28 protein-coding genes, 1 pseudogene and 1 other annotated feature are annotated in these 24,604 nt (G+C 48.4%); of the genes and pseudogenes, 26 read left to right on the top strand and 3 right to left on the bottom strand.

All coding sequences use genetic code 11. The features are described from left to right. Position 1 precedes the first annotated feature (1 nt). The 10 genes from ACQ5DJ_RS13065 to ACQ5DJ_RS13020 all read left to right on the top strand — a co-directional run bounded on the left by ACQ5DJ_RS13065 (position 2) and on the right by ACQ5DJ_RS13020 (position 10,113). Complete coding sequence (locus ACQ5DJ_RS13065; protein ID WP_017247535.1) at positions 2-1,045, top strand: rod shape-determining protein; 1,044 nt, start codon at positions 2-4, stop codon at positions 1,043-1,045. Between the two features lie 14 nt (positions 1,046-1,059). Continuing rightward, a complete protein-coding gene (gene mreC / locus ACQ5DJ_RS13060) occupies positions 1,060-2,019 on the top strand; it encodes a rod shape-determining protein MreC (RefSeq protein WP_429842847.1) in 960 nt (319 codons plus the stop codon). A gap of 58 nt (positions 2,020-2,077) precedes the next feature. After that, entirely contained in the window at positions 2,078-2,542 is a 465-nt protein-coding gene (gene mreD, locus ACQ5DJ_RS13055) for a rod shape-determining protein MreD (protein WP_429842846.1), read from the top strand. Positions 2,543-2,563: 21 nt separating this feature from the next. After that, complete coding sequence (locus ACQ5DJ_RS13050; protein WP_429842845.1) at positions 2,564-4,996, top strand: peptidoglycan D,D-transpeptidase FtsI family protein; 2,433 nt, start codon at positions 2,564-2,566, stop codon at positions 4,994-4,996. A 151-nt stretch (positions 4,997-5,147) separates the two neighbouring features. Further along, entirely contained in the window at positions 5,148-5,825 is a 678-nt protein-coding gene (minC, locus tag ACQ5DJ_RS13045) for a septum site-determining protein MinC (RefSeq protein ID WP_026042972.1), read from the top strand. A 20-nt stretch (positions 5,826-5,845) separates the two neighbouring features. Then, entirely contained in the window at positions 5,846-6,640 is a 795-nt protein-coding gene (gene minD, locus ACQ5DJ_RS13040) for a septum site-determining protein MinD (RefSeq protein ID WP_144616765.1), read from the top strand. 57 nt (positions 6,641-6,697) lie between these two features. Next, on the top strand, positions 6,698-7,828 hold the full coding sequence (rodA, locus tag ACQ5DJ_RS13035) for a rod shape-determining protein RodA (protein WP_429842844.1): 1,131 nt from the start codon (positions 6,698-6,700) through the stop codon (positions 7,826-7,828). A 311-nt stretch (positions 7,829-8,139) separates the two neighbouring features. Continuing rightward, on the top strand, positions 8,140-8,340 hold the full coding sequence (locus ACQ5DJ_RS13030; RefSeq protein ID WP_005832370.1) for a cold-shock protein: 201 nt from the start codon (positions 8,140-8,142) through the stop codon (positions 8,338-8,340). A gap of 158 nt (positions 8,341-8,498) precedes the next feature. Continuing rightward, the gene (locus ACQ5DJ_RS13025; protein WP_429842843.1) at positions 8,499-9,284 is read left to right on the top strand and encodes a peptidoglycan DD-metalloendopeptidase family protein; all 786 of its coding nucleotides are present in this window, start codon (positions 8,499-8,501) and stop codon (positions 9,282-9,284) included. Next, positions 9,277-10,113, top strand: a complete 837-nt coding sequence (locus ACQ5DJ_RS13020; RefSeq protein ID WP_429842842.1) for a M50 family metallopeptidase — start codon at positions 9,277-9,279, stop codon at positions 10,111-10,113. The genes ACQ5DJ_RS13025 and ACQ5DJ_RS13020 overlap by 8 nt, the downstream gene beginning before the upstream one ends. Positions 10,114-10,123: 10 nt before the next feature. On the opposite strand, the gene aac(6')-35 is transcribed toward ACQ5DJ_RS13020, so the two are convergent. Further along, positions 10,124-10,663, bottom strand: coding sequence for an aminoglycoside 6'-N-acetyltransferase AAC(6')-35 (aac(6')-35, locus tag ACQ5DJ_RS13015; RefSeq protein ID WP_429842841.1), 540 nt, complete (start codon positions 10,661-10,663; stop codon positions 10,124-10,126). 108 nt (positions 10,664-10,771) lie between these two features. Here aac(6')-35 and ACQ5DJ_RS13010 point away from each other — a divergent pair, with 108 nt between their 5' ends. The 9 genes from ACQ5DJ_RS13010 to ACQ5DJ_RS12970 all read left to right on the top strand — a co-directional run bounded on the left by ACQ5DJ_RS13010 (position 10,772) and on the right by ACQ5DJ_RS12970 (position 17,995). Next, positions 10,772-12,247 (top strand): Rne/Rng family ribonuclease, encoded by a 1,476-nt coding sequence (locus ACQ5DJ_RS13010; RefSeq protein ID WP_429842840.1) that lies wholly within the window; start codon positions 10,772-10,774, stop codon positions 12,245-12,247. A 57-nt stretch (positions 12,248-12,304) separates the two neighbouring features. After that, positions 12,305-12,383 (top strand) — a sequence feature (ribosomal protein L21 leader region). A 10-nt stretch (positions 12,384-12,393) separates the two neighbouring features. Beyond that, positions 12,394-12,705: a 50S ribosomal protein L21 gene (rplU, locus tag ACQ5DJ_RS13005; RefSeq protein ID WP_016739197.1), complete on the top strand. Its 312-nt coding sequence runs from the start codon at positions 12,394-12,396 to the stop codon at positions 12,703-12,705. 13 nt (positions 12,706-12,718) lie between these two features. Beyond that, complete coding sequence (locus tag ACQ5DJ_RS13000) at positions 12,719-13,069, top strand: ribosomal-processing cysteine protease Prp (RefSeq protein ID WP_376898678.1); 351 nt, start codon at positions 12,719-12,721, stop codon at positions 13,067-13,069. Between the two features lie 7 nt (positions 13,070-13,076). Beyond that, on the top strand, positions 13,077-13,370 hold the full coding sequence (gene rpmA / locus ACQ5DJ_RS12995) for a 50S ribosomal protein L27 (protein ID WP_005832382.1): 294 nt from the start codon (positions 13,077-13,079) through the stop codon (positions 13,368-13,370). Between the two features lie 108 nt (positions 13,371-13,478). Further along, positions 13,479-14,063, top strand: coding sequence for a sporulation initiation phosphotransferase B (locus tag ACQ5DJ_RS12990; RefSeq protein WP_012685565.1), 585 nt, complete (start codon positions 13,479-13,481; stop codon positions 14,061-14,063). Positions 14,064-14,076: 13 nt separating this feature from the next. After that, on the top strand, positions 14,077-15,354 hold the full coding sequence (obgE, locus tag ACQ5DJ_RS12985; RefSeq protein ID WP_429842839.1) for a GTPase ObgE: 1,278 nt from the start codon (positions 14,077-14,079) through the stop codon (positions 15,352-15,354). Between the two features lie 8 nt (positions 15,355-15,362). Further along, complete coding sequence (locus ACQ5DJ_RS12980) at positions 15,363-16,028, top strand: PilZ domain-containing protein (RefSeq protein ID WP_429842838.1); 666 nt, start codon at positions 15,363-15,365, stop codon at positions 16,026-16,028. A 290-nt stretch (positions 16,029-16,318) separates the two neighbouring features. Continuing rightward, on the top strand, positions 16,319-16,774 hold the full coding sequence (locus ACQ5DJ_RS12975) for a DUF1641 domain-containing protein (RefSeq protein WP_007728644.1): 456 nt from the start codon (positions 16,319-16,321) through the stop codon (positions 16,772-16,774). Positions 16,775-16,816: 42 nt separating this feature from the next. Beyond that, entirely contained in the window at positions 16,817-17,995 is a 1,179-nt protein-coding gene (locus ACQ5DJ_RS12970) for an NAD(P)/FAD-dependent oxidoreductase (protein WP_392427710.1), read from the top strand. Positions 17,996-18,046: 51 nt separating this feature from the next. Here the strand turns inward: ACQ5DJ_RS12970 and ACQ5DJ_RS12965 are convergent, their stop codons facing one another. After that, entirely contained in the window at positions 18,047-18,199 is a 153-nt protein-coding gene (locus ACQ5DJ_RS12965) for a hypothetical protein (protein ID WP_429842837.1), read from the bottom strand. Between the two features lie 185 nt (positions 18,200-18,384). Between ACQ5DJ_RS12965 and ACQ5DJ_RS12960 the strand changes: the two genes are divergently transcribed. From ACQ5DJ_RS12960 to ACQ5DJ_RS12935, 6 genes and pseudogenes are all read left to right on the top strand, one after another. Then, the gene (locus tag ACQ5DJ_RS12960; RefSeq protein WP_144616754.1) at positions 18,385-18,828 is read left to right on the top strand and encodes an ACT domain-containing protein; all 444 of its coding nucleotides are present in this window, start codon (positions 18,385-18,387) and stop codon (positions 18,826-18,828) included. A 38-nt stretch (positions 18,829-18,866) separates the two neighbouring features. Further along, positions 18,867-20,168 (top strand): homoserine dehydrogenase, encoded by a 1,302-nt coding sequence (locus ACQ5DJ_RS12955; protein WP_429842836.1) that lies wholly within the window; start codon positions 18,867-18,869, stop codon positions 20,166-20,168. Further along, positions 20,168-21,250: a threonine synthase gene (gene thrC / locus ACQ5DJ_RS12950; protein ID WP_429842835.1), complete on the top strand. Its 1,083-nt coding sequence runs from the start codon at positions 20,168-20,170 to the stop codon at positions 21,248-21,250. The genes ACQ5DJ_RS12955 and thrC overlap by 1 nt, the downstream gene beginning before the upstream one ends. Then, positions 21,247-22,176: a homoserine kinase gene (gene thrB / locus ACQ5DJ_RS12945; protein ID WP_429842834.1), complete on the top strand. Its 930-nt coding sequence runs from the start codon at positions 21,247-21,249 to the stop codon at positions 22,174-22,176. Before thrC ends, thrB begins: the two co-directional genes overlap by 4 nt. A gap of 22 nt (positions 22,177-22,198) precedes the next feature. Then, positions 22,199-23,062 carry a prephenate dehydratase gene (gene pheA / locus ACQ5DJ_RS12940; protein WP_429842833.1) on the top strand — a complete coding sequence of 288 codons (864 nt, stop codon included), beginning with the start codon at positions 22,199-22,201 and terminating at the stop codon, positions 23,060-23,062. Between the two features lie 78 nt (positions 23,063-23,140). Then, positions 23,141-23,263: pseudogene (locus tag ACQ5DJ_RS12935) on the top strand (LysM peptidoglycan-binding domain-containing protein); the annotation flags it as partial. A 125-nt stretch (positions 23,264-23,388) separates the two neighbouring features. On the opposite strand, the gene ACQ5DJ_RS12930 reads toward ACQ5DJ_RS12935, so the two are convergent. Beyond that, positions 23,389-23,817, bottom strand: a complete 429-nt coding sequence (locus tag ACQ5DJ_RS12930) for a hypothetical protein (RefSeq protein ID WP_429842832.1) — start codon at positions 23,815-23,817, stop codon at positions 23,389-23,391. 147 nt (positions 23,818-23,964) lie between these two features. Here ACQ5DJ_RS12930 and ACQ5DJ_RS12925 point away from each other — a divergent pair, with 147 nt between their 5' ends. Beyond that, positions 23,965-24,567 carry a hypothetical protein gene (locus ACQ5DJ_RS12925; protein WP_429842831.1) on the top strand — a complete coding sequence of 201 codons (603 nt, stop codon included), beginning with the start codon at positions 23,965-23,967 and terminating at the stop codon, positions 24,565-24,567. Positions 24,568-24,604 lie beyond the last annotated feature (37 nt).

The following is a 24,604-nucleotide window of genomic DNA, read 5'->3' as shown; positions in this document are numbered from 1 at the left end:
TATGTTTGGTGGATTTACACGTGACTTGGGGATTGACCTCGGCACTGCCAATACACTTGTTTTTGTGAAGGGGAAAGGAATTGTGGTGCGTGAGCCTTCTGTTGTAGCGATTCGTACCAATAACAATTCCATTGAAGCAGTAGGGAATGCAGCGAAAAGTATGATCGGTCGTACGCCGGGTAATATCGTAGCGGTTCGCCCAATGAAAGACGGGGTAATCGCTGACTTTGATACAACTGCGACAATGATGCGCTATTTCATCAATCAAGCACAAAAAAATCAAGGGCTGTTTTCACGTCGTCCAAACGTAATGGTCTGTGTACCTTCGGGAATTACTGCGGTGGAAAAGCGCGCAGTCGAAGATGCTACGAAGCAGGCTGGGGCGAAGGAAGCACATACCATTGAAGAACCGTTTGCAGCAGCGATCGGTGCAGACCTGCCAGTGTGGGAACCGACTGGAAGTATGGTCGTTGACATTGGCGGTGGTACGACAGAAGTCGCTATCATTTCTCTTGGGGGGATTGTTACATCCCGCTCCATTCGTGTGGCCGGGGATGAGATGGACGAGGCGATTATTCAGTACATCAAGCGCCGTTACAACTTGATGATCGGGGAACGGACAGCAGAAACATTGAAGCTGGAGATCGGCTCTGCGATTGCTCCTGATGAGGTCGAAAACGTTGACATTCGCGGTCGTGACCTTGTAACCGGATTGCCAAAAACGCTCTCGGTAAGCAGCACAGAGATTGCGGAAGCATTGGCGGAAACTATTTCTGCTATTGTGGAAGCGGTGAAGGTAACACTCGAAAAAAGCCCGCCTGAGCTCGCGGCGGACATCATGGATCGTGGAATTGTACTCACAGGCGGCGGTGCGCTCTTGCGTAACATGGATCGCCTGATCAGTAAGGAAACGGGTATGCCCGTGCATGTCGCGGAAAACGCACTAGATTGCGTAGCGATTGGAACAGGTCGTGCATTGGAGAACATTCACCTGTTCAAATCCAAGCAAGGCATCACCTCTTCCCGACTAAAACGGGGTAAATAAACGGAGGGTAGGGCATGTCGTTTTTCGGGAATAAGCGGCTTATCATTGTACTTGTAGGCTTGGTCCTGCTTATCTCCGTCGTGGGCTTCACTTCTCGTGAACGGGTTAGCCTGACCTGGCCAGAAATGTTCTTCAAAGATACCTTCAGCGTGGTGCAGGGCTTTTTCTATCGCCCTGCCCAGGCTGTTTCTGGCTTTTTTCAGGAAATTGAAGAAGCGTACGGCGTATATGAAGAAAACAAGGCACTCAAAGCTGGGCTGGATCAATACGCCCAACTAAGTGCTGAACTGCACACGCTCAAGGCTGAGAATGATCGCCTCCGAGAAATGCTGCAGGCAAAAGATTCACTCAAGTCTTACCGTCTCCGCTATGCGGAAGTCGTGGCGAGAAACCCTGATACATGGAATAACGTCATCACGATCGACAAAGGACTGAAACATGGCATCAAGAAGGATATGGCGGTTATTACAGCCAAAGGAATGATCGGCCGCGTACAGAGTGTAGCCAATTTTTCAGCTACAGTGGAATTGTTGACGAGCTACGAACGGCGTGACCATATTTCTGCGGATATTTTGACGGAGCAGGTGGTCGATGGCAAGCCAGTATTCCGTCCAATTAGTGGTGTCATTGAAGAGTACGACCCGCAAAAGAGATTGCTCGTCATGCGCAAAATCCCTTGGGGACAAGCAATTAAAAAAGATCAGCAAGTTATTTCGTCAGGTTTGGGAGGAGTTGTCCCTCGCAATTTGCCGATCGGCTATATTGTTCGCGTAGAGCCAGATGATTATGGCTTGACTCAAACCGCCTACATTCAGCCAAGCGCTGATTTTTCACAATTGAATGAAGTCATGGTTGTGGAACGAGATTTTACAATCGCTCCCAATGGTGAATTGATCCCGCAACAGCCAGCCGGCCAGACTCAAACACAGACAACTGTGCCTCCGGCTCGACCTGCTAGCGGGGGTGGTCAGTAATGGCTCGTTTATTATTGACCTTGGCGTCGTAGTCATGTTTGTTTTGGAAGGAACTGTGATGCAAGTATTTGCACCTGATACATGGGGTCTGTCTTGGATGATGGTACCCCGGTTTGCGCTTGTCTGCTGCATCTTTATTTCGATGTATCTCGGCAGGCGCGAGGGCTTGTATTACGGGATCGCCTTCGGATTTTTACAGGATGTCCTGTTTGGGCAACTAATTGGAATCTATACCATGTCCATGATGGTGGCCAGCTACTTTGCAGGGATGATCGTTCTTTTGTTCCAGAGAGGATTCGGGATGGTTTTCATTACCAGCTTCCTAATTTTGTTCGGACATGAATGGCTTTTGTATTCCTTGTTCCGCTTGTTTTCCGCTGCCCCCTTCGATGTTCAATGGATTTTGACACATCAAATTTTGCCTAGTATACTGTTGAATCTCGCTTTTGGCTTGCTGGTATACTTTCCGATCAAGAATGTATGCAACAAGATTCTGGAGAAAAAGGAAATGCACATGCAGTAAGGGCAAAGGAGAGGAGAGTTCGTGGAAGAAGTCAAAGAACCGAAATCAGACATACCTATTCGGCTCAATATGTTGTTTGTGATTGTATTTTTGTTCTTCGCCACCATTATTTTACGGCTAGCCTTTGTGCAGCTGGTGGAAGGAGAACAGTACAAGCATGAATTAGAAAAGTTCAGTATTCGTGAACTGCCGATTTCCGCTCCTCGTGGCCGTATCTTGGATAAAAATGGCGAGGTACTCGTTTCGAATAAGCCTGTGTACACTGTTCAATACGTGGAAGAACAAGGGCAGGACATTGATGAAGAGAAAGTCGCGGATCGTCTGGCAAAAATCCTCATCCCCGATGGCGGCAAAATTGGTACGGATAAGGAACTGTTAAAGAAGACGATTGAACTGAGATCAACTTTGCCTGTAGCTTTCAATGCGCAAGAAACAAACGATCTCAAGACAAACGTTGCGGCGAAGCTAAAAGTCGTTCCAAAAGTACAGACTGTCGATCAGATGTCGGACTTTGAACTGGTAAAAACTGCTGTGTATCTCGGGATGCGCGTGCGTTCTCCTTTTGATGACAAGGAGAGAGCAGATATTATTAAGAAACTGAACGCGGCCAAGCCGGGTACACCCGCTATTACGGAAGCGAACACTACAGATTTCGAACTGTTAAAAATGGCGATCAACGCCAAGATGACCCTCACTCTGAAATTGGACAAGGAAGATCGTAATGACCTCGCCAAAAAAGTGAAGGATCAGATCGGAGTTTTGCCAACCCCCGAAGGCTTAGCAGAAAAGTCCGACATGGATTTGCTGCGCTATGCCTCGTTGTTCGACATGGATATCAAGCTACCGTTGACAGAGCAGCAACGCCAATTTCAGTGGCACAAGCTCTCGTTGTTGCAGGAGATGCGTTCACCGCAGATGGCTAGCTACATTCCTAGACGTGTCAAGGTCAACATCACGGAGCAGGAAATGTTCCAGATCGAAGAACGGCGTACCGAACTGCCGGGAATTAGTGTGGAGCTGGAGCCTGTTCGCCAAATTTTCGAAGATCCGGATGGTTCGGCATTTGGTACTCACTTTCTCGGGTACATCAATGCGATTCGTCCTGAGAGCTTGAAAGAATATCAGGCACAGGGCTACAACGCTATCGACCGTGTCGGTGTAACTGGTCTGGAGAGCTCCTATGAACGTTATTTGCGCGGCAAAAACGGGATTATGGAAGTGCACGTGAACAAAAATTCGGAGACGGTAGAGAAGCAGATGCGCCAAGCCCCTGAGCCAGGAAACGATCTCGTTTTGGCTATGGACTGGCGTTATCAAAGCAAGGTAGAGGCCATCTTGAAAGAAGAGTTTGAATCATTCAAGAAGCGCCCGACTACACCAAAAGAGTTTAAGGACGCACACGTTTTGGTGATGAATCCGAATACGGGTGAAATATTGGCGATGGCGAGTTATCCAGATTACAATTTGAATCTGTATTACGACCGCAAGAAATTCAACGAGAATTACACCTCGCTTATTTTGCCGAACGAATCAAACCGATTCATTTATACGCCGTATCCACCTGCTTCTACCTACAAGCCACTCTCTGTCATGATTGCGCTTCAGGAGGGTCTGACTACACCGAACGAAGTCATCTATGACCGAGGCGGCTTGAATGTCGGTAACACGTATAAACGCAACTGGAAGGCAAGTGGTCATGGACCAGTTAACGCTCGTCGTGCCTTGCAGGTGTCCAACAATACGTATATGTACGAAATGGCGATTCGATTAGCAAGAAAAGGGAAAGACGGCTGGGAGAAGCAGTTCTCTGTCTATGATTACTACAATGCCCAGTTTGGTCTTGGTGTGAAAACAGGTGTGGATCTGCCGAATGAACATACCGGTTGGGAAAACCAGAACCTTTACTACGGGAACTTGGCGGACGTGATGATTGGTCAATACGATCTGTTCACGCCGATGCAGCTGGGTCAATACGTATCGACCATTGCGAATGGAGGATATCGGGTACGCCCGCATCTTGTAAAAGAAATTCGTAAAGGAACTACCGATCCGAAGAAACCAGGACAAACGCTCTCGGTTATTGAACCGCAAGTGCTCAATCGGGTTGATATCGATCCGAAGCATATACAGGTGGTAAAAGAAGGGATGCGGCTGGTTACTCAACCAGGTGGTACCGTTCAACGATTTAATGGTTTGCCTTTCACGGTTGCAGCCAAGTCTGGTACGGCACAAACGTCGCAGCCAGCGGAAAATGCACTGGTTGTCGGCTTTGCGCCTTATGAAAATCCTCAACTGGTTTTCGTCGTCATTGCGCCGAACAGTTTGAGAGACGGAACATCCAGTTCTGATGCGACTGGTCCGATCTCGCGTAGATTGCTCGAAGCTTACAATGAACTGAATCCAGGTGTCCTTACTGGTGGGGTTCCGAAGCCAAATCCACCGTCCGCGAAGTAAACACAATGGTTGTCCAGCGCAATCAAGCCCAAGAGAATAATGGAGTCAAGCTCTTGTGAAATGCCACCATCTGACCCGATTCGGCAATTTTTTCACGCAGAGCAGGAAAAATCTTTCTGCATGGCGAATGGTATCGGTCGAGGTGAAACCGGTGACGACTGTGAAAAGCAAGGTCACGATCAAAGGGACTAAAGAGGGTCTCGTCTTCTTTATGGATGATACCTGTTCCTTCGACGAACTGCTGGCCGATATGCGTGAAAAAATAGAGCATAGCCACCAACAGATTTTGTCGGGGCCACTCATTCGGGTATCTATAAAATTGGGAAAACGTTACTGCTCACCCGAGCAACAAGAGCAGTTGACTCAAATTATTCGAACGAAGGGCAACCTGGTGATCCATACAATCGAATCTGATTTGATCACGCGGGAAGAAGCTATGGCTGAACGCCTGAAAACCCATTTTTCCATACAGGTAAATACGGTACGCTCTGGGCAAGTACTGGAGTTTGACGGTGATTTGCTTTTATTGGGAGATGTCAATCCCGGGGGAACGGTTCGCAGTACAGGAAGCATCTACGTGCTGGGTCATCTCAGAGGGTACGCGCACGCAGGTATTTCCGGTGACTCACAGGTAATTATTGCGGCTGCAGTCATGAGTCCTACCCAGTTGCGGATTGCAGATGTGATCAGCAAGCCGGGTGAAGAATGGACGAATAATTCCGGAGGCACAGAATTTGCCTATCTGGAAAATGAGATCATGCTGGTAGCGAAAATGAACTACTTGTCGCGAATCCGCCCTGATTTGGGTGAGAAAAAGCGTGAGGGTTGAGGGAAAGAGGAGGAACGGACGTGGGGATTGGAATTGTCGTAACTTCCGGTAAAGGCGGCGTGGGTAAGACGACCACTTCCGCCAATTTGGGAACGGCGCTTGCATTGTTGGGGCAAAAAGTGTGCATGGTAGACACCGATATTGGCTTGCGCAATCTGGATGTAGTCATGGGACTTGAGAACCGAATTATTTATGATCTGGTAGACGTTGCAGAAGGCGCATGCCGACTGCCACAAGCTCTGATCAAAGACAAGCGGTTTGACAATCTGGCATTGCTCCCGGCAGCTCAGACCAAAGACAAATCAGCAGTATCTCCTGAGCAGATGGAGGAAATCATTACACAACTGAAGCGGGAATATGATTATGTCATCATCGATTGCCCTGCGGGTATTGAACAAGGCTTCCGCAATGCAGTGGCAGGGGCTGATCAAGCAATCGTCGTGACTACACCTGAAAAAGCCGCTGTGCGTGATGCTGATAGGATTATTGGACTATTAGAGCGAGAAAAAATCGGAATGCCGAAGCTGGTCATCAATCGCGTTCGCTCCCATATGGTGAAAAATGGCGATATGCTTGATGTAGAAGACATTTTGGATTTGTTAGCCATTGACTTAATTGGTGTAGTGCCGGATGATGATCATATCATTAAATCCGCGAACCAAGGTGAGCCGGCTGTGATGAATCACGAATCACGTGCTTCCATCGCGTATCGGAACGTGGCTCGTCGCCTTTTGGGTGAAGCTGTTCCATTGCAACCATTGGAAGAAAAAGCGGGCGTGTTTCATAAAATGCGTAAATTCTTTGGATTAAAATAGGTAATACATGGCTCCCTTCTTTTAAAGAGGGGAGTCACGTTTTCTAGGAGGAAACGGATGGACCTGGAAAAACGTCATCTCAAAACAATTGACTGGACCATCATTTTGATTTTGGCAGCGCTGGGTGTCTTCAGCTATTTGGGGATTTCCGGTTCTGCGGCAGGTGTAGATAAAGCGCATCAGCAGGTCCTTTGGTATGTCATTGGCTTTATTGTGCTAGGTGTGACATTGCTATTTGACTATCGTCTATTCCACAACATGGCCTATGTCTTATATGCACTCGGTCTGATTCTTTTGATCGGGGTATTTCAAACGAAGCCGATTAACAACACGACGAGCTGGTATGACCTTGGTCCTGTCTTGGTTCAACCTTCTGAACCGATGAAGCTGTTCACGATCATAACGGTGGCCCGCTTCCTGTCGAAGAGGGCAAACGATCCGGATCGTTTTTACTATTTTTACAAGCTGATTCCAGTATTAGCCTTGGTTGGTGTACCATTGCTTTTGATTTTGATTCAGCCCGATTTGGGTACGGCCATGGTTTTTACGGGGATGCTCGCCACAATGCTAATTGTGGGTGGCGTACGGATGAAGCATGTGTTGTACATGGGAGGATTGGTCGGCAGCTTCTTTGCCGCCATGACGCTGCTGCATGAATACAAGCAGGATATCTTTTTCAAGATTATCAAGCCGTATCAGTGGGATCGAATCCTCTTTTGGATGGACCCAGATCTTGAACCGATGGGACGAGGGTTCCAACTCAAACAAGCATTGATTGCCATCGGCTCAGGGCAATTGTTCGGAAAAGGGATTGATACGCCGACGCAAGCGAGCTTTGGATGGGTGCCGGTAGGAGAAAGTGATTTTATCTTTACCGTCATTGCAGAGAAGCTGGGCTTTGTCGGAGCGGGCTTGCTGATGATTCTGTTTTTCGTCTTGATTTACCGAATGATCCGCATTGCGATGGAGGCTAAAGATCCGTTCGGCTCCTATGTTGTCGCGGGTGTCGTAGGGATGCTTACCTTCCAGATCTTCGAGAACATTGGGATGACGATTCAGTTGATGCCGATTACGGGTATTCCACTTCCGTTCATTAGCTACGGAGGGAGTTCGCTCATAACCAACTTCCTGATCATTGGTGTGGTGCTCAATATTGGGATGCGTAAGGACAAGTTGCGTTTTGACTAAATGAGGTTTTTCAAAAAGTCTTCTGGTTCTCGCCACTTTCTCGGCGATGAATAGAAGACTTTTTGAACATTTACGAAATGCGTGACAAATGCAAATACTTATGCTAAAATCATCCTAAGTTAACCATTTTTACAAGTTATAGTGTTTGATTGATTGGTATGGAGTCGTACGTATTGTGAGTGACGTCACCAATTGTCAATCGCAATTTGTATGACTTTTTTTCCTTGACGCAAAAGGCTTATCTGTAAAAAAGAGGTTAACGCTACACTCTTTCGCCTCGTGGGGCGTAATGTTCAGGGAGGTTTTGTTTCATGCAACAAGGTATCGTAAAATGGTTTAACGCAGAAAAAGGATACGGCTTCATCCAAGTTGAGGGTGGCGACGACGTATTCGTACACTACAGCGCAATCCAGTCAGAAGGTTTCAAATCTCTTGACGAAGGTCAAAAGGTTGAGTTCGAAATCGTCCAAGGTAGCCGTGGACCTCAAGCTGCTAGTGTAACTAAACTGTAAAATTGACAGATTCAAAGGCAGTCTCTCAATGGGGAGACTGTCTTTTTTGCGTGTTTCCACCCGATACGCTGGGTCGTTGGAGAGGGGCGCCGGTCGTCATAAAGCAGGTAGACAAGTCATAGGATGATACTAAAGGCTTGGCCTGCGGAGGGATGGACATGTTTGAAAGAGTAGATCGAGTAAAAGAAAGACGGAGAGAGCGTTTGGAAAGAATCCGAACACAGTCACGAGACAGCTATACTCCCTACGTCGATGATTGGAAAGATCCCATCGAAGAATCGCCAGACCCATTCAGTTACTCGCCGCGCGAGAACGATATGATGGAACAGCCACCGTCCCATGAAAAGTGGGGCGTGCAAATTTTAGCATCTGTCTTATTGATTGGTGCTGCTTATGTTTTGTTTCAAACAACACTGATTCCTACCTCTTGGAAAAGCTCCGCGAGGGAAGTCATGACACGGGAATTTAATTTTTCAGGAGTAGCGGACTGGTATGAAGCGAGATTTGGTCCGATTCCGACGATGCTTCCTTCGATACCGACCAATCCTCCTGCCGTGCCAGCCACGAGTACAACAAAGGACGCAAATGCTGTGTGGAAGCTCCCCAGTAGCTGGAAAGTCGTAAAATCCTTTGATCCAGAGAGTGCAAATGTGATCCTGCATACGGGAATGAACGATCAAATCACGATCGGAGAAGCTGGCTGGGTCGCGTTTGTCGGAGAAAAGCCTGATTATGGGACGACAGTGATTGTTCGTCTAACCAAAGGGCGGGAAATATGGTTGGGCAATCTCGATAGTATAGGGGTGACGAAGGACGAGGTCCTTAAACCTGGTCAAGTCATCGGAACCGCACGAGTAATGGAGCAGACATCACGTCATCTGTATGTAGGGGCGAAAGTGAATGAGCAATTTGTTAATCCCCTGGAAGTGATACCGTTTGAATAGGGGAAGCTGGCTTGACATTCGGTTTCGCATTCACCTGCTATTTTGGGCGGTGATCGGCTTGTCCGTGGTGACAGGCCATTTTTTGGAGGTCATTACCTTGTTTATCATCGTGCTGATCCATGAATTGGGGCATATAGCCATGGCGCGCGAGCTCGGATGGACCGTAAAGGAAGTGCAGCTTCTGCCTTTTGGTGGAGTAGCGACGATGGAAAACTCGTACGCCACGGACCCAATGGATGAGATTGTCGTAGCACTCGCTGGGCCCTTTTTAAATATTATGATGATGGCTGCTTCGTACTTATTTTGGTTTATGGGGATATGGACGGAAGAGTGGGCCCGCTTTTTCTTGGTAAGCAATTTGACGATTGCGCTGTTTAACCTGTTGCCAATCTGGCCCTTAGATGGCGGGAGAATTTTGTTGGCCGTTCTATGCTGGTTTATGTCGTATAGACAGGCGACGATGATATCGTTGACGGGGAGTACGCTGTTTGCGGGGATCATGGTGGGGATGTCCAGCTTGGAGTTGAAGTACAACTTAGCAGTGATCGGAATTTATTTATTGGTATTGAACATTCAGGCGTTTTTGCGGTTTCCATATCAATTTTTTCGCTTTCTTGTGGAAAAATACGATCGGCAGCAAGAAGAAGCTGCCGTTCAAGCTGTACGCGTGCATCCTGAGGAGACGGTACTGGCAGTCTCACACAAGCTGCGGCGGGGATGCTCGCATCTTTTCTACGTGCAAGGCGCGGGTCTCTTGGCAGAGGAACAGCTATTATATGCCCTTCTGTTTGAGCAAAAGCACGACGCCGCAGTGGGCAAGCTCCTTTAGTCTCTCGTCCTTAATCAGCAGGAGCGATCCATTCCATCAGCCAGCAATCACGCATGCTTCCTTCGTGCCATTCGTGCAGAGGAAGCTCTTTTACTTTTCGAAAACCACATTTTTCATAGCAACGGAGGGCTCGTTCATTCCAGGCTTGCGGGTCAATCGCTACTTTTTGTACTCGTTTTTCCTTGTGGAGATAGTGGAGGATGGCTTTAACGAGCTGAGTGCCAATACCACGATTCCAGTAAGCGGGCTCTCCGATGAACTGGTCCATGCCGTAAACGACATCGTCTTTTGCATACCCATACTGTTGTTTTTCCGGGGCATCAAGTGGATAAAATTGCGCATAGCCAATCGGTTTGTCCGCGTACAAGATCAGGCAGCGAGTTTCACCTTCGTCTTCCGGAAAAAAGCTTTGCTGCACGAGGGACTCGTCATGTGGCTGATCGCGACCTTCATAATAGGCCAAAACGCGCTCGTCAGAAAGCCATTTGACTAAGTGAGCGGCATCATTGGGGGATAAGGCTCTTATTTTTAAATCACTAGCATGAATCATGGATTATCTCCTTTACCTTGACTTAGCAGCTATGTTAGATTACTTCCTATGAGCCCGCTTATCCTTCTTTTTGGGCAATGTTTGCACGGGGAATAAGGAGTGAAGGCAGTGAAGCAAGTAGCGATCAGTGCACAAGGTGGCAGCATCCGCATCGCATTCATGGAAAACGGAAAATTGCAGGAATGGCGTACACAGGATGTGGGGTCACACGCAAGTGTCGGTGACATTTATCAAGGACGAATCGCGGATGTGAAGCCTGGTATCCAATCCGCCTTTGTTGATATTGGTACAGGCCAAAATGCTTATTTGTATGTAGATGACACGGTCGGTGTGGAGTCGGGTGGAGCAGCGAAACCAAGTATTGCGGAACGTGTTCACGTAGGGCAAAAGGTATTGGTTCAAGTGAGTAAAGAGGCGTTGGAAATGAAGGCGCCAAAAATCACGATGCGGATCAGCTTACAGGGGCGTTATCTGGTATACCTTCCGACTGAAGAAAGCATATCGCTTTCTCGTAAAATAACGGATGATACCAAACGAAAACGACTGCAACAGATGATCTCTACGACAGTAGAGCAAGGGGAAGGCTGTATTCTGCGCACGGAAGCGGCGGAAGCAGAAGAGCAGACACTCATTAGTGAGCTGGTCTATTTGCGCAAGCGCTGGCAGGACATGCTGCGAACAGCCGAGGGATTGCGCTCGACCGGGCGGATTTTTCAGGATGCAGAGTTGATCGAGGTGGCGCTCCGAGATGGCTTGGCAGACGGCTTGGATGAGCTGTTGGTAGAAGGTGCGACGACTCATCAGCAGGTAAAAGCGGCGTTGGCAGCTTTTGCTCCGGAAGTACAAGAGAAGCTACGCTGGTATCAGGGCAAACAGCCGCTCTTTGACTTCTTGGGTGTCGAGGCAGAGCTGATTCGTGCTCGTGATCGACATGTGCCGCTCAAGAGTGGAGGGTCCTTGGTCATCGACAGGACTGAAGCGATGACGGTCATCGATGTAAATACCGGTTCATTCACAGGTGGAGGAGGGCAACAGCGGGAGCAGGCAGTGACGGCGACCAATCTGGAGGCGGTAACTGAAATTGCCAGACAGCTGCGGTTGCGAGACATCGGTGGCATCGTGATCATTGATTTTATCGACATGAAAGAGCAGAGCAATAAGGAGCGAGTGATCTCGCGATTGAAACAAGAGCTGGCGAAGGACCTTGTCCCTTCGACTGTTCTCGGGATGACGTCGCTTGGATTAGTCGAGATGACGCGAAAAAGAGTTCGAGCAAGCCTGATGGAGCGGCTGACGGAGCCGTGTGAGGCATGCAAGGGCCGAGGGAGAGTTTGGCGAGTAGACGAGCTGTTCCGGCGCTTGTACGCCGAAGTTACCGCATTGGCAAAGAGCCAAGATGCGGAGGCTGTTATCGTGGACATGCCGCCGAGATTGTTGGACATGATAGAGGAGTGGGAAAAAGCAGAAGCAATCACTTGGCCTGTCCATGTCTATAAGCAGCTTGTTCCTGCGATGAGCCCCGACGAGCTTCGAATTGGATACGTCGGAAATCGGGCAGAGGCGGAGCGTTTACAATCGAAATAACTTGACTGGGCCATTGTAGCTATGATAACCTAATGGTTGTCATACAGATATGCCTCGTGCATACTGTAACCGCACGAATCAGGTACATAAGCCGTCGCTTGACGACGCACCTGTAAAGGCGAGTCTGAGTATAGGAGGTGCACACAGTGTACGCAATTATCGAAACCGGTGGAAAGCAATACAAAGTTGAAGAGGGAGCAGTTCTCTTCATCGAGAAATTGGCTGGCAACGAAGGAGACGTTGTTACTTTTGACAAAGTTCTCTTCGTAAGCAAAGACGGCAAAGTTACTGCAGGAGCTCCTACAGTAGCTGGTGCAACGGTAACTGGTAAAGTAGAAAAACACGGTAAATCTGCAAAGATTATCGTGTACAAATACAAAGCCAAGAAGAACTACCGTCGCAAGCAAGGTCACCGTCAACCATTCACTAAAGTTGTGATCGAAAAGATCAACGCTTAATTGGTGATTTGACATGATTGAAGTAATCGTGAGACGTGGGTCGCACGGTATCCATGAAATTAGTATTTCCGGACATGCCAATGCGGGTGCCTATGGAGCGGACATCGTTTGTTCCGCTGTATCAGGCATCAGCTTTGGTATATTAAACGCTATCCAACCTTTGACCGGCATCACTCCTGCAGTCGATGTTGCTCAAGAAGGCGGCGGTTTCTTGAAGTGGAGTCTTTCTTCTCCGGAAGATGAGACTGCGCACGAGAAGCAGCAGCTTTTGGCAGAGAGTATGATTATATCTCTTTTGACAGTTGAGGCGAATTACGGCAAATACGTAAAAGTTAGTGATGATAAATGGCAGGGAGGTGTCTGATATGAACATGCTGTTTAACTTGGACCTTCAGTTTTTCGCATCGAAAAAAGGGGTAGGTTCCACAAAGAACGGTCGCGATTCCATTTCCAAACGTCTGGGCGTGAAACGTGGCGACGGGCAATTCGTTACTGCTGGTAACATTCTCGTTCGTCAACGCGGAACTAAGATTTACCCAGGTGCGAACGTAATGAAAGGCGGAGACGACACTCTGTTTGCAACTGCAGATGGTGTTGTTCGTTTCAAGCGTCTGGGCCGTGATCGCAAACAAGTTGTGATCGAGCCAGTTGCTTCCGAAGCGTAAATATTTGTTAAGAAAAACCCAGCGATATAGCTGGGTTTTCTTTTTGTCCGGCTCTTTTTTATGGTACAATAGATGGGAAAGATATTCTTATCGACTTGGGTGAATGTGATGGGGGACGAGCGGAGGCTGTTTACGCATCAGACAGACCAACTGCTGACCGTTCTGAACAGGCAGCGGCATGACTGGTTGAACCACGTTCAGGTTCTGCTCGGCTATTTGCATTTGAACCGTACTGAACAAGGAGAGGCCCATTTGAAGCGCATCGCACAGATGGCGATGCAGGAATCGATGGTTGCCCGATTGAATAGCTCCTTGTTGTCCGTCTTCTTCTTGACATTTAACGCACTGAACAATGAATTGCTTTTAGAAGTAGACGTGTGCAATCATGTGGATCTCACGCGAGTAGTTTTGAACGAGCAAGACTTGTTCCAGTTGGTGTCAGAGATATTATGCACAGTGAACGATCATGTAGACCAGAGCGGGTACGAAGCAGCCAGCATGCAGGTAAGCTTGCAGATGGATGAGCGTGGGGTTCATTTTCGTTTTGACCTGGCCGGTGTACTTCGTGCATCCGGAATGGAAGAATTGGAAAAGCTGATACGTAAAAGCGAACAGAGTACGGTGGAGGTCACCGAGTGGATACATACGGAAGAAGAATGGGTCCTGAAATTGGTGGTCCCATTCGCGGAATGAAAGAGGTGACACCATGTTTGTCGATCAGGTAAAAGTATATGTAAAAGGCGGGGACGGTGGTAACGGAGCTGTCTCCTTTCGCCGGGAGAAGTACGTACCGCTGGGAGGTCCAGCGGGTGGAGATGGCGGTCAAGGTGGAGATGTCGTGTTTGTTGTGGACGAAGGTCTGCGTACACTGGTAGATTTCCGCTATCAACGACATTTCAAAGCACCTCGCGGAGAGCATGGCCGCAACAAATCTCAGCACGGAGCAGGCGCGGAAGATATGGTCGTGCGCGTGCCACCAGGAACAACTGTCATTGATGATGATACCAAAGAAGTGATTGTCGATCTCGTGGAGCAGGGTCAACGTGCTGTGATCGTAAAAGGCGGACGTGGTGGACGAGGCAATACTCGTTTTGCCAACTCTTCGAATCCAGCCCCACATATCTCAGAGAACGGAGAACCAGGTCAAGAGCGTTACATTGTCATGGAGCTCAAGCTTATTGCAGATGTGGGCTTGGTTGGTTATCCGAGTGTAGGAAAATCCACCTTGCTGTCTAGTGTAACAGCGGCGAAGCCAAAAATTGCGGCGTACCACTTTACGACGCTGACACCGAATTTGGGTGTTGTGGACTTAGGTGAGCAGAGCTTCGTAATGGCTGACTTGCCAGGATTGATTGAAGGCGCGCATGAAGGTGTGGGTCTTGGTCACCAATTCCTGCGTCACGTGGAGCGTACGCGCTTGATCGTTCATGTGATTGACATGGCAGCGGTAGATGGACGCGATCCATACGAGGATTATTTGCAGATCAACCGAGAGCTGACTATGTATAACCTGAAGCTCGAAGATCGTCCGCAAATTGTAGTCGCGAACAAAATGGAACTGCCAGAAGCAGCGGAAAACCTGCGTATTTTCAAGGAAAAGGTTCCAGATGCGAAGGTGTACGAGATCTCTGCTGCAACCCGTCAAGGCGTACAAGAATTGATGTATGCGATCGGGGATGCCTTGGCGACGATTCCGGACAAGCCTGCTGTCGAGGAAGTTGCGGAAGTGGAAGAGCGCGTGGTGTTCCGAGCAGAAAAAGAACCAGAGGAATTCGAGATTACGCGTGATAACGAAGTATTTGTTATCAGCGGTGAAAAGATCGAGAAGCTCGTACGCATGACCAATCTGACCAGCTATGATGCAGCCCAGCGTTTTGCAAGACAAATGCGCTTTATGGGTGTAGATGATGCTCTGCGCAAGTTGGGAGCAAAAGACGGGGATACCGTTCGGATCGGCAAATTAGAGTTTGACTTTGTGGAGTGACAAAAACCATGATTGATGTCCCATCACTGAACCCGTTTATGGGGGATAAACGACTCCAACGCGGTGCGATTCTACCGCTAATCATCTCCAAGCAGGTGAAGACACCTGTCCAAGTTATGGTTGAACATGCAAAGGGCAGCTATCTCGTAGTTTCCTACGAGATGAAGCCTGAAACGAAAGCAGAGCTTCTCGGATCAACTGTACGCATTCGTTGGGAAACGGATGCGGCAGTGAATACCATTGATTTGGAAGTAGTTTCGGAGCAAACGCTATGGCCGATCAAGCTTTTAGGGATGATTCCGATTAGTATAGGGGTAGAAATAACACAAAAACGCAAGCAGGATCCCATCTCTCCAGATCTCGGTATTTCTGTCCCTTACAAGGTGATGGGAGCTAGACCGATCGAAGAGAAAGGCGAGGCAGTGTTGCTGAAATTCTCTCCAACCCGTCTTGTTTTGGGAACGGACGGTTATGTGTCGAAGGGCGATTTTCTCCACTTGTCTTTCAAGATACCGAAGCAAGCGCAGGAGATCGTCATGATGGCGAAAATCGTGGAAAAAACGTTCCAAGACAAGCAATCGATCATTGAATTAATCTTTACGGATATCAATGAAAAGCACCATGAACTCATCAAAGATTACTATAAAAAGCTCTCAACTACCGCTTCTTCCTAAGGAAGCGGTTTTTTTCCTTTGATGTTCCTGTGAAGAAGGTATATAGTAGAGTACATAGAGTTCTACATCGAGCCTGTTCACTTCATGATTTGTTGTGTACGCTTTCCTGAATAAATACTTGTGAAATCATTCACTTTTTATTATTCGAATCCGTTGTCTGCTTTACTTTGTGAAAAATGTTACAAGCAATTTTTTACCGGATTTTCAGGGAGAATAGCGGCCGTTACTCGTATGAACAGGCATCGAGAATGAAAGGCCTCTATTCCAAAGCAAAGGAGGACGTTTTTTTTATGTCTCAAACAACTACGCAACAAGCTCAAGCTGCTGCTGAAGTAGCAAGCACTGCAACTCTGGCACCAGCGCAGCAACAAGATGTACTCGATCAGTTGATGAAACCAGAAATCCAAGAGTCACTTAACGTATTGGTGGCGAACCTGCCTAAATTGGCAGAATTGACAACTCTTTTGACCAAAACATATGATTTGGTACAAACAGTAGCAAATGATCATGTGTTGATCGACGACATCAAAGGCGGAATGGAAGAGTTCGTAAAACCGATCTCTGATAAAGCAAAAGGTATTGCGCAAGCAGCCATCGAAGCCAATGACCGTGTTCATGTTGAAGAGTCTACTATCGGTTTGTTCGGTATTCTCAAAATGCTCAAGGATCCGCAAGTACAAAAAACTTTGCGTTTCGCACAAGCATTTCTGGAAGTATCAGCAGAACGTCAACAACAAAAACGCTAGTATTTTTTTTATGGAATGTAAGACAAGGACGGAGGATTGGGCATGGCGAAGCATATTCTGATTCTAGGCGGCGGTTATGGCGGTTTGCTCAGCGCATTGACTGCACGTAAATACATGACGGCTGAAGAAGCGTCGATCACGGTGGTAAACCGTTTTCCTACTCACCAAATCATTACAGAACTGCACCGCTTGGCAGTAGGAAACCTGTCGGAACAAAACGTGGCGCTCCCTCTGGAAAGATTGCTGCGTGGCAAAGAGATTAACCTCGTAGTAGACACGGTAGAAAATATTGGTCTCGATTCCCAACGTGTAACACTGGGAAGCGGTGAGTCCATCAAATACGATGCTTTGGTGATTGCGCTGGGAAGTGAAACCGCATTCTTCGGAATCCCAGGTCTACAAGAGTACAGCTTTACACTGAAGTCTGTAGAAGAAGCGAATCGTCTGCGTGCACACCTCGAAGAGCGCGTGATTGAATACAAGACGAGCAAAAATAAAGCAGATGCTACCTTCGTTGTAGGTGGTGGTGGTCTGACAGGTATCGAGCTGGTTGGGGAATTCGCTGATATGTTGCCAAATCTGTGCCACAAGCACGGCGTAGACTTTGCAGATGTATCCATCTACTGCGTAGAAGCAGGTCCATCCATTTTGGCTGGTTTTGCTCCTGACCTGGTTGAGCGTGCGAAAACGAGCTTGGAAAAACGCGGCGTTCAGTTCCTGACAGGCGTACCTGTAACGGAAATGAAAGAAACCACAGTTTGCCTGAAAGATGGGGGTACCATTGAAACCAAGACAATGGTATGGACAGGTGGCGTACAAGGAAATCGCGTAGTGGCTGAGTGCGGCGTGGAAGTAAACCGCGGGCGTGCAACTGTTACAGAATTCATGCAATCCACTTCTCACCCTGATGTATTCCTTGCAGGTGACAGTGCGGTCGTAATGGGACCAGAAGGTCGTCCATTCCCTCCGACTGCGCAACTGGCATGGCAAATGGGCGAAGTAGTAGGTCACAATCTTTTCGCACACTTCAACGGCACTAAAATGGATACCTTCAAACCAGTATTCTCTGGTACACTGGGAAGCCTGGGCCGTAAAGACGCGATCGGAACAATCGGTGCAAGCCAACTGAAGCTGAAGGGTCTGCCTGCAACCTTGATGAAAGAAGCGAGTAACGTTCGCTACTTGACTCATATCAACGGCTTGTCCTCTTTGGCATACTAATCGAATCAGGAAAACCCGGGATCATGATGTCCCGGGTTTTTTTGTGTTTGTTTATCCGTTTCCGCCTGGATCTTCAATCACGTTTGGGGATTGTGCCATTTTTTTACCCCGCATGTCATTGCCAAACTGTTCGAGACTGCTTGGCTTACCAGCTGGGTGATTGTTACGGCGCTCCGATTTATCTGACTTTCCACGTCCGGCCATTTGTCTTTCACCTCCTCCATACGATACGCATTATTGTGCGCGAAGAAGCTCCCCCTCATGTAATCAAAGTAAACCAAATATGATCCGATGAAAAAAAGTGACGGATAAGGATTGTCACATTACATGCTTTCTGTTATGATGTCCTCTATGAAGAAACAACTGTTTTTCTCAGGAGGACACAGCGCATGAAAAAGGAAGAAAAATTCTACTTGATTCGATCTGACATCCTGCCAGAATCGATTGCCAAAACGATTGAAGCCAAGAAGATGCTGGAATCCGGCGAAGTGGATACCGTTAACGAAGCGGTTGAACGGGTGGGATTGAGCCGCAGTGCTTTTTATAAGTATAAAGATGGCATTTTTCCGTTCAATTCGATGATGAGCGAAAAAATTATGACGTTTACGTTCTCTTTGGATCACATGTCAGGTTACTTGTCCAAAGTGCTCACATATGTAGCAGATCAAGGTGGAAACGTATTGACCATCAATCAGACGATACCACTTCAAGGGATTGCTACCATATCCATGTCAGTCGATATGGCTAGTCTTCGCGTATCTAGCACGGAGTTTTTGGATAACTTGCAGCTGATCCCGGGCGTTCGCAAAGCGATGATCGTCGGTAGAGGCTAAGCAAAAAAACAATCAAAGAAAAGGCAGGGGAGAGAGACATGGAGAAGCAGAGCATTAAATTGGGATTAATGGGTTTTGGAACAGTAGGGACTGGTGTAGTTCGCATTATTCAAGCGCATCAGGATGATTTGCAAAAGCAAACCGGCCTCAGTATTGAGGTTTCCCGTATTCTTGTTCAAGATGCGGAAAAATCTCGCAATATTTCATCCATGGAGGGTGCGCTGACCACAGACCCTGCTAGTGTTTTGGATGATCCAGAAATTGAAGTCATCGTAGAAGTAATTGGTGGCATTCACCCTGCAAAGGAATACATTTTGGGTGCACTCGAACGAGGCAAGCACGTAGTAACAGCTAACAAAGATCTGATGGCATTGCACGGAGCCGAAATTTTAGAGAAGGCGCAAGAAAAGGGCTGTGATGTTTTCTACGAGGCAAGCGTAGCTGGTGGAATACCGATCTTGCGCGCGTTAGTAGAAGGGTTCTCCTCAGACCGTATCGCGAAAATGATGGGGATTGTCAACGGGACGACCAATTACATCATGACCAAAATGAGTCAAGAGGGCGCAGAATATAGCGAGGTATTGAAAGAAGCACAAGCACTGGGCTACGCGGAGCAGGACCCAACCTCCGATGTGGAAGGCTTTGATGCAGCCCGCAAAATGGCGATTCTGGCAACGCTGGGCTTCCGTGTACCGATGAAGCTCGAAGATGTGGACGTAAAAGGGATCAGTTCCGTGAGCAAGGAAGATATCGCCTATGGCAAGCAACTGGGGTATGAAATCAAGCTGCTCGGATTGGCTCGTCGTGACGAAGAGGCGATTGAGGTAAGTGTGCAGCCGACGCTGGTTCCAAAATCCCATCCACTTGCTTCTGTAAATGGTGTCTTTAATGCCGTTTACGTACATGGGGAAGCGGTAGGAGAAACCATGTTTTACGGGCCGGGGGCAGGTGAATTGCCGACTGCTACCGCCGTTGTGTCTGACCTAGTTACTGTCGTCAAAAACAGAAAGCTAGGAGTGAATGGACGTGGAATGGTTGCTCCATACAAGGAAAAAGTATTGAAAGAAGACAGCGAAAAATTCTCTAAATACTTCTTGCGCATCGTTGTTGCAGATAAACGCGGTGTTCTTGCTCAAATTACGCAGCTGTTGGCAGACAAAAATATTTCCCTCGAGCAGGTCATCCAGCAACCGTTCAACAATGGACGTGAAGCGGAGATTATCATGATTACACACCTGTCCTCAAAGAGTGACATGGATGCGGTACTGGCTTACATGGAGCAGATGGATATCGTATCAACTGTACAAAGCTGCTACCGTGTAGAAGGGGGAGACAAATAATGGCTTCTGATCGGCAATCTGGCATCTTGGCACGTTACCGGGAATTTCTCCCGATCACAGAAAAAACTCCGCTGGTCAGCTTGCATGAGGGAAACACTCCCCTGATTCATGCCCCGAACCTTTCTAAACAATTGGGGGTGGAGCTGTATGTTAAGTACGAGGGGCTCAATCCGACAGGCTCTTTTAAAGATAGAGGCATGGTCATGGCTGTAGCCAAAGCGGTAGAAGAGGGAAGCAACACAATCATGTGTGCTTCGACAGGGAATACATCAGCAGCAGCTGCGGCGTATGCCGCACGCTCAGGATTACGTTGCATCGTCCTGATCCCGAACGGCAATATCGCGTTGGGCAAGTTGGCTCAGGCTATCGCCTATGGTGCAGAAGTCATCGCGATTGACGGTAATTTTGATGAAGCGCTGGATATTGTTCGCGAAATCACAGCGAAAGAGCCGATTACACTGGTGAATTCCGTGAACCCTTACCGGATTGAAGGACAAAAGACCGCGGCATTTGAAGTGTGCGATGCGCTGACGGACGCACCTGACATTTTGGCCATCCCAGTTGGTAACGCAGGTAACATTACAGCATATTGGAAGGGCTTCGAGGAATATTTCGCAGCCAAAAAATCGAGCCGCTTGCCTAAGATGTACGGTTTCCAGGCAGCGGGGGCAGCGCCGTTGGTTCATGGCGAACCAGTAGCCAACCCTGAAACGATTGCGACAGCCATTCGCATTGGTAACCCGGCGAGCAAGGATGGCGCTTTGAATGCCATTTCGAAATCAAGCGGTCTTGTCGACAGTGTAACGGACGAAGAAATTTTGCATGCCTATCATTTGCTGGCGAAGAGTGAAGGCGTGTTTTGCGAGCCTGCCTCGGCAGCATCGCTGGCTGGCATTATCAAGCTGCATGAGGCGGCAAGGCTTCAACCCGGTAGCCAGATCGTGTGTGTATTGACTGGAAATGGACTAAAAGACCCGAATATCGCTTTGAAGCTGGTAGGTGAAGAGCCGCGCTCTGTTCCGGCGACACACGAAGCTGTGATGGAGCTGGTTCGTCAAAGTGGGAGAGAATTTGTATCATGAATGGACACCGTGTAAAAGTAACCATACCGGCAACGACAGCGAATCTAGGACCGGGATTCGATGCGCTTGGAATGGCTTTCCAGTTGTATTCTGTCGTAGAGATGGAAATCAGTGATCATACGACAGTAGAGATGATGGGCAAGGAGCTGCAAGGAACACCGACGGACAAAAACAATCTTCTGTACAGAGTTGCGGCGGGATTGTTTCAAGAAGCAGGTCTCGCCATTCCTGAGCTTGCGATTCGTGCCTCCAGTGATGCTCCCTTGACGAGGGGATTGGGAAGTAGTGCCGCTGCAATTGTAGGTGCTCTTGTAGCGGCGAACCATCTCGCTGGCGAACCATTTACTCGTGAGCAATTGTTTGAAAAGGCAACACGTTTGGAAGGACATCCGGATAATGCGGGAGCCTCGATGTTTGGTGGGATCATTGTTGCGACGATGCCTGAAGTACCAGGAGACCCCATTCCATATGTACGGTTTTCTGCTCCGGCGGGATTGCAAACATTCGTCGTGATCCCAGAATTCATGCTCTCGACAGAAAAAGCGCGGAACGTCTTGCCGCAGGTGTACAGCAGAGAGGATGTTGTATATAATGTGGGTCATAGTAGTTTGCTAGTTGCTGCACTGGCACAAGGCAGACTCGACCTGATGGGACGGGCAATGTCGGATCGGTTGCATCAGCCGTATCGAGCAAAGCTTGTACCTGGCTTGAACGAAATCCTGGACAACGCGACTGAACACGGGGCACTGGGGGCTGCTTTAAGCGGCGCGGGACCGACGATCCTCTGTTTTTTCTCTTCGGATGAAGAATTAGAGAAGCTGCGTGCATTTGTGGACAGAGTGATGAAAGGGCACGACATCTCGTACCGCGTGATGATCTTGCAACCGGACGAAAATGGCGTACAGGTAGAAATCCATCAGAGATAGACCATAGTGGATAGGAGTAGCCATGGAGAAGAAACTTGCTTTTCTAGGACCGCGTGGAACGTTTACCGAAGAAGCAGCGAGGATATTGTCGCTCGGACAAAAGCTATCTTTCGTTCCGTACCCAAGTATTATTGAAGTACTAGACGCTGTTTCCAAAAAGGAAGTGGCATACGGTGTCGTACCGATGGAAAACTCCATTGAAGGAACAGTCAATTCTACACTGGATTGGCTCATTCACGAAGTAGATTTGCCCATTTTGGCGGAGCTCGCACTACCGATTACGCAAAACTTACTGGTGGCAAAAAGAGAGCACCCATTGCCTTTGTCAGCTATTACGAGAGTGTTGTCACATCCTCAAGCGATTGCACAAAGCCACAACTTTTTGCGTGAGAATTTGCCGGATGCAGCGATCGAAACGGTAAACAGTACGGCATTGGCTGCAAAAATGGTGAGTGAGCATCCAGAAGAGCCGTGGGCTGCTGTTGGTACTCGATTGAATGTAGAGATTTATCCAGTGGAGTTCGCGCGTGAACAAATTCAAGATTATTCGAATAACTACACGCGCTTTGTTCTCGTCGGTCTGGAAAGTCTTGATCTACCGGTTTCCCGCAAGGAAAAGACAACGATACTGGTCACGCTGCCAGAAGATTTCCCGGGAGCATTGTATCAAGTTCTGGCTGCTTTTGCTTGGAGAAAGGTCAACTTGTCTCGTATCGAATCACGTCCGACGAAGAAAGCACTCGGAAGCTATTATTTTGTCATTGACATTGAGCAGAAGATGGACGACGTCTTGTTGCCAGGAGCGTTTGCGGAGATTGAAGCCATTGGTTGTCAAGTTCGTCAGCTTGGTACGTATCCATTTTATATGCATCAGACCAATTCCTAGAGGAATTGGTTTTTTCTTTTTTGCTCCCTCTCAACAAAGGAGTGGCGTCAAGGAGCAAAACGCCCATGACTGCATACGATGTTAGGGAGTTTGGTGCAAGGGAGGAGAAAAACATTGAGAATACACATCGTCCAAAAAGGCGATACGATGTGGAAGATCGCCAAAAGATATGGCGTCGATTACAAAGAACTGTTACGCCTTAATAGTCAATTAAAAACTCCCGATACAATTTATCCTGGAGCGAGAATCAAGATTCCGGCGAAACAAGTTCCTGTCCGACCGCAGCAAAGAACGACGCCCCCCCATCCAATGAGTGAGGCGGCTCCTTATGTGAAAGAAAGACCGATTACGGAAGAGGAAGAGATGGAGGTACCGCAACAAATCGAAAGGCGGCCAATTGAGCCGGAAGAATCAGGAGAGGTGCAAATCGAATCAAGGGAGGAGATCAGGCCAGTTCCACTGCCAGCTCCCATTCCTACGAGACCACCCAAGGAGATGCCAAGGCCTCCCAAAGAAATGCCAAGACCACCAGTTCCTTCTGTTTCACCAGAGGTAGTCAGGCCAACAGCACCACCTACATTACCACCTCCACCACCAACACAGCCTATTCCAAAACCAACGGAGCCGATTAAAAAACCGATTGAAAAGCCAATCGAAAAACCAATCGAGAAGCCAACACCGTATAAACCACCGAACATTTCAGGCAAGCCAAATGTGCTGCCTCCGGTTCCGCCTGTTCCTATACGTCCGCTCATACCGACTCCACCTCCAACCGGAGTGAGTCCGTATATTTATCCACCAGCGATTCCACCGAATCAAAATGTGCCCAGCATTCCATATAGACCACCGACTCAAGTCTTGCCATTACAGCCTACACGACCGCCAGCATATGCATGCCCACCTTGCCCACAACCAAATTATCCACCGCCACGGGTAAGTCCATTGCAACCGATGCAGCCCAACTATCCACCACCACGGGTAAGTCCGTTGCAACCAATGCAGCCCAACTACCCACCACGAGTAAGTCCGTTGCAACCGATGCAGCCCAACTATCCACCACGGGTGAGTCCGTTGCGGCCGATGAAGCCGCCTTCAAAGGTGAGCCCACAACAAAAGCTCAAGCCACCTTCAAAAGTGAGCCCGCAACAGAAGCTGAAGCCATCGACGAAGGTAAGTCCAGAGCAAGAGCGCAGGCCAATGCCACAGGTGCGTCCATTCCCGCCATTTCCACCATTTCCACCGCCGTTCATGCCACCATGCCCGCCATTTCCGCCATGCCCACCGTGCGGGAACCCGTGGATTGGCCCGTTTTATCCAAATCGACGACCGATTGTGAGTCCAGAACAAATGCGACCAATCAATCCATTTCCAATCGTCCCACCACCGATCAGACCGATGCCGCCGTATCCGTATCCATGCCCACCACCATTTCCACCCATGCCATTAAAGCGGCCACGAGCGAAAAAGCCTGTGTGCCCGGAACCAGTGGAGTCATCATCGTGTGAGTGTTCTTCTGAAGTCCGGGAGTACAAAGGCCGAAAA

It is taken from the genome of Brevibacillus sp. FIR094 (genome assembly GCF_050477165.1).
In the GTDB taxonomy this organism is placed as follows: domain Bacteria; phylum Bacillota; class Bacilli; order Brevibacillales; family Brevibacillaceae; genus Brevibacillus.
Note: the sequence above shows the minus strand (reverse complement) of the source record. Positions and strands in the feature narration are given on the sequence as shown.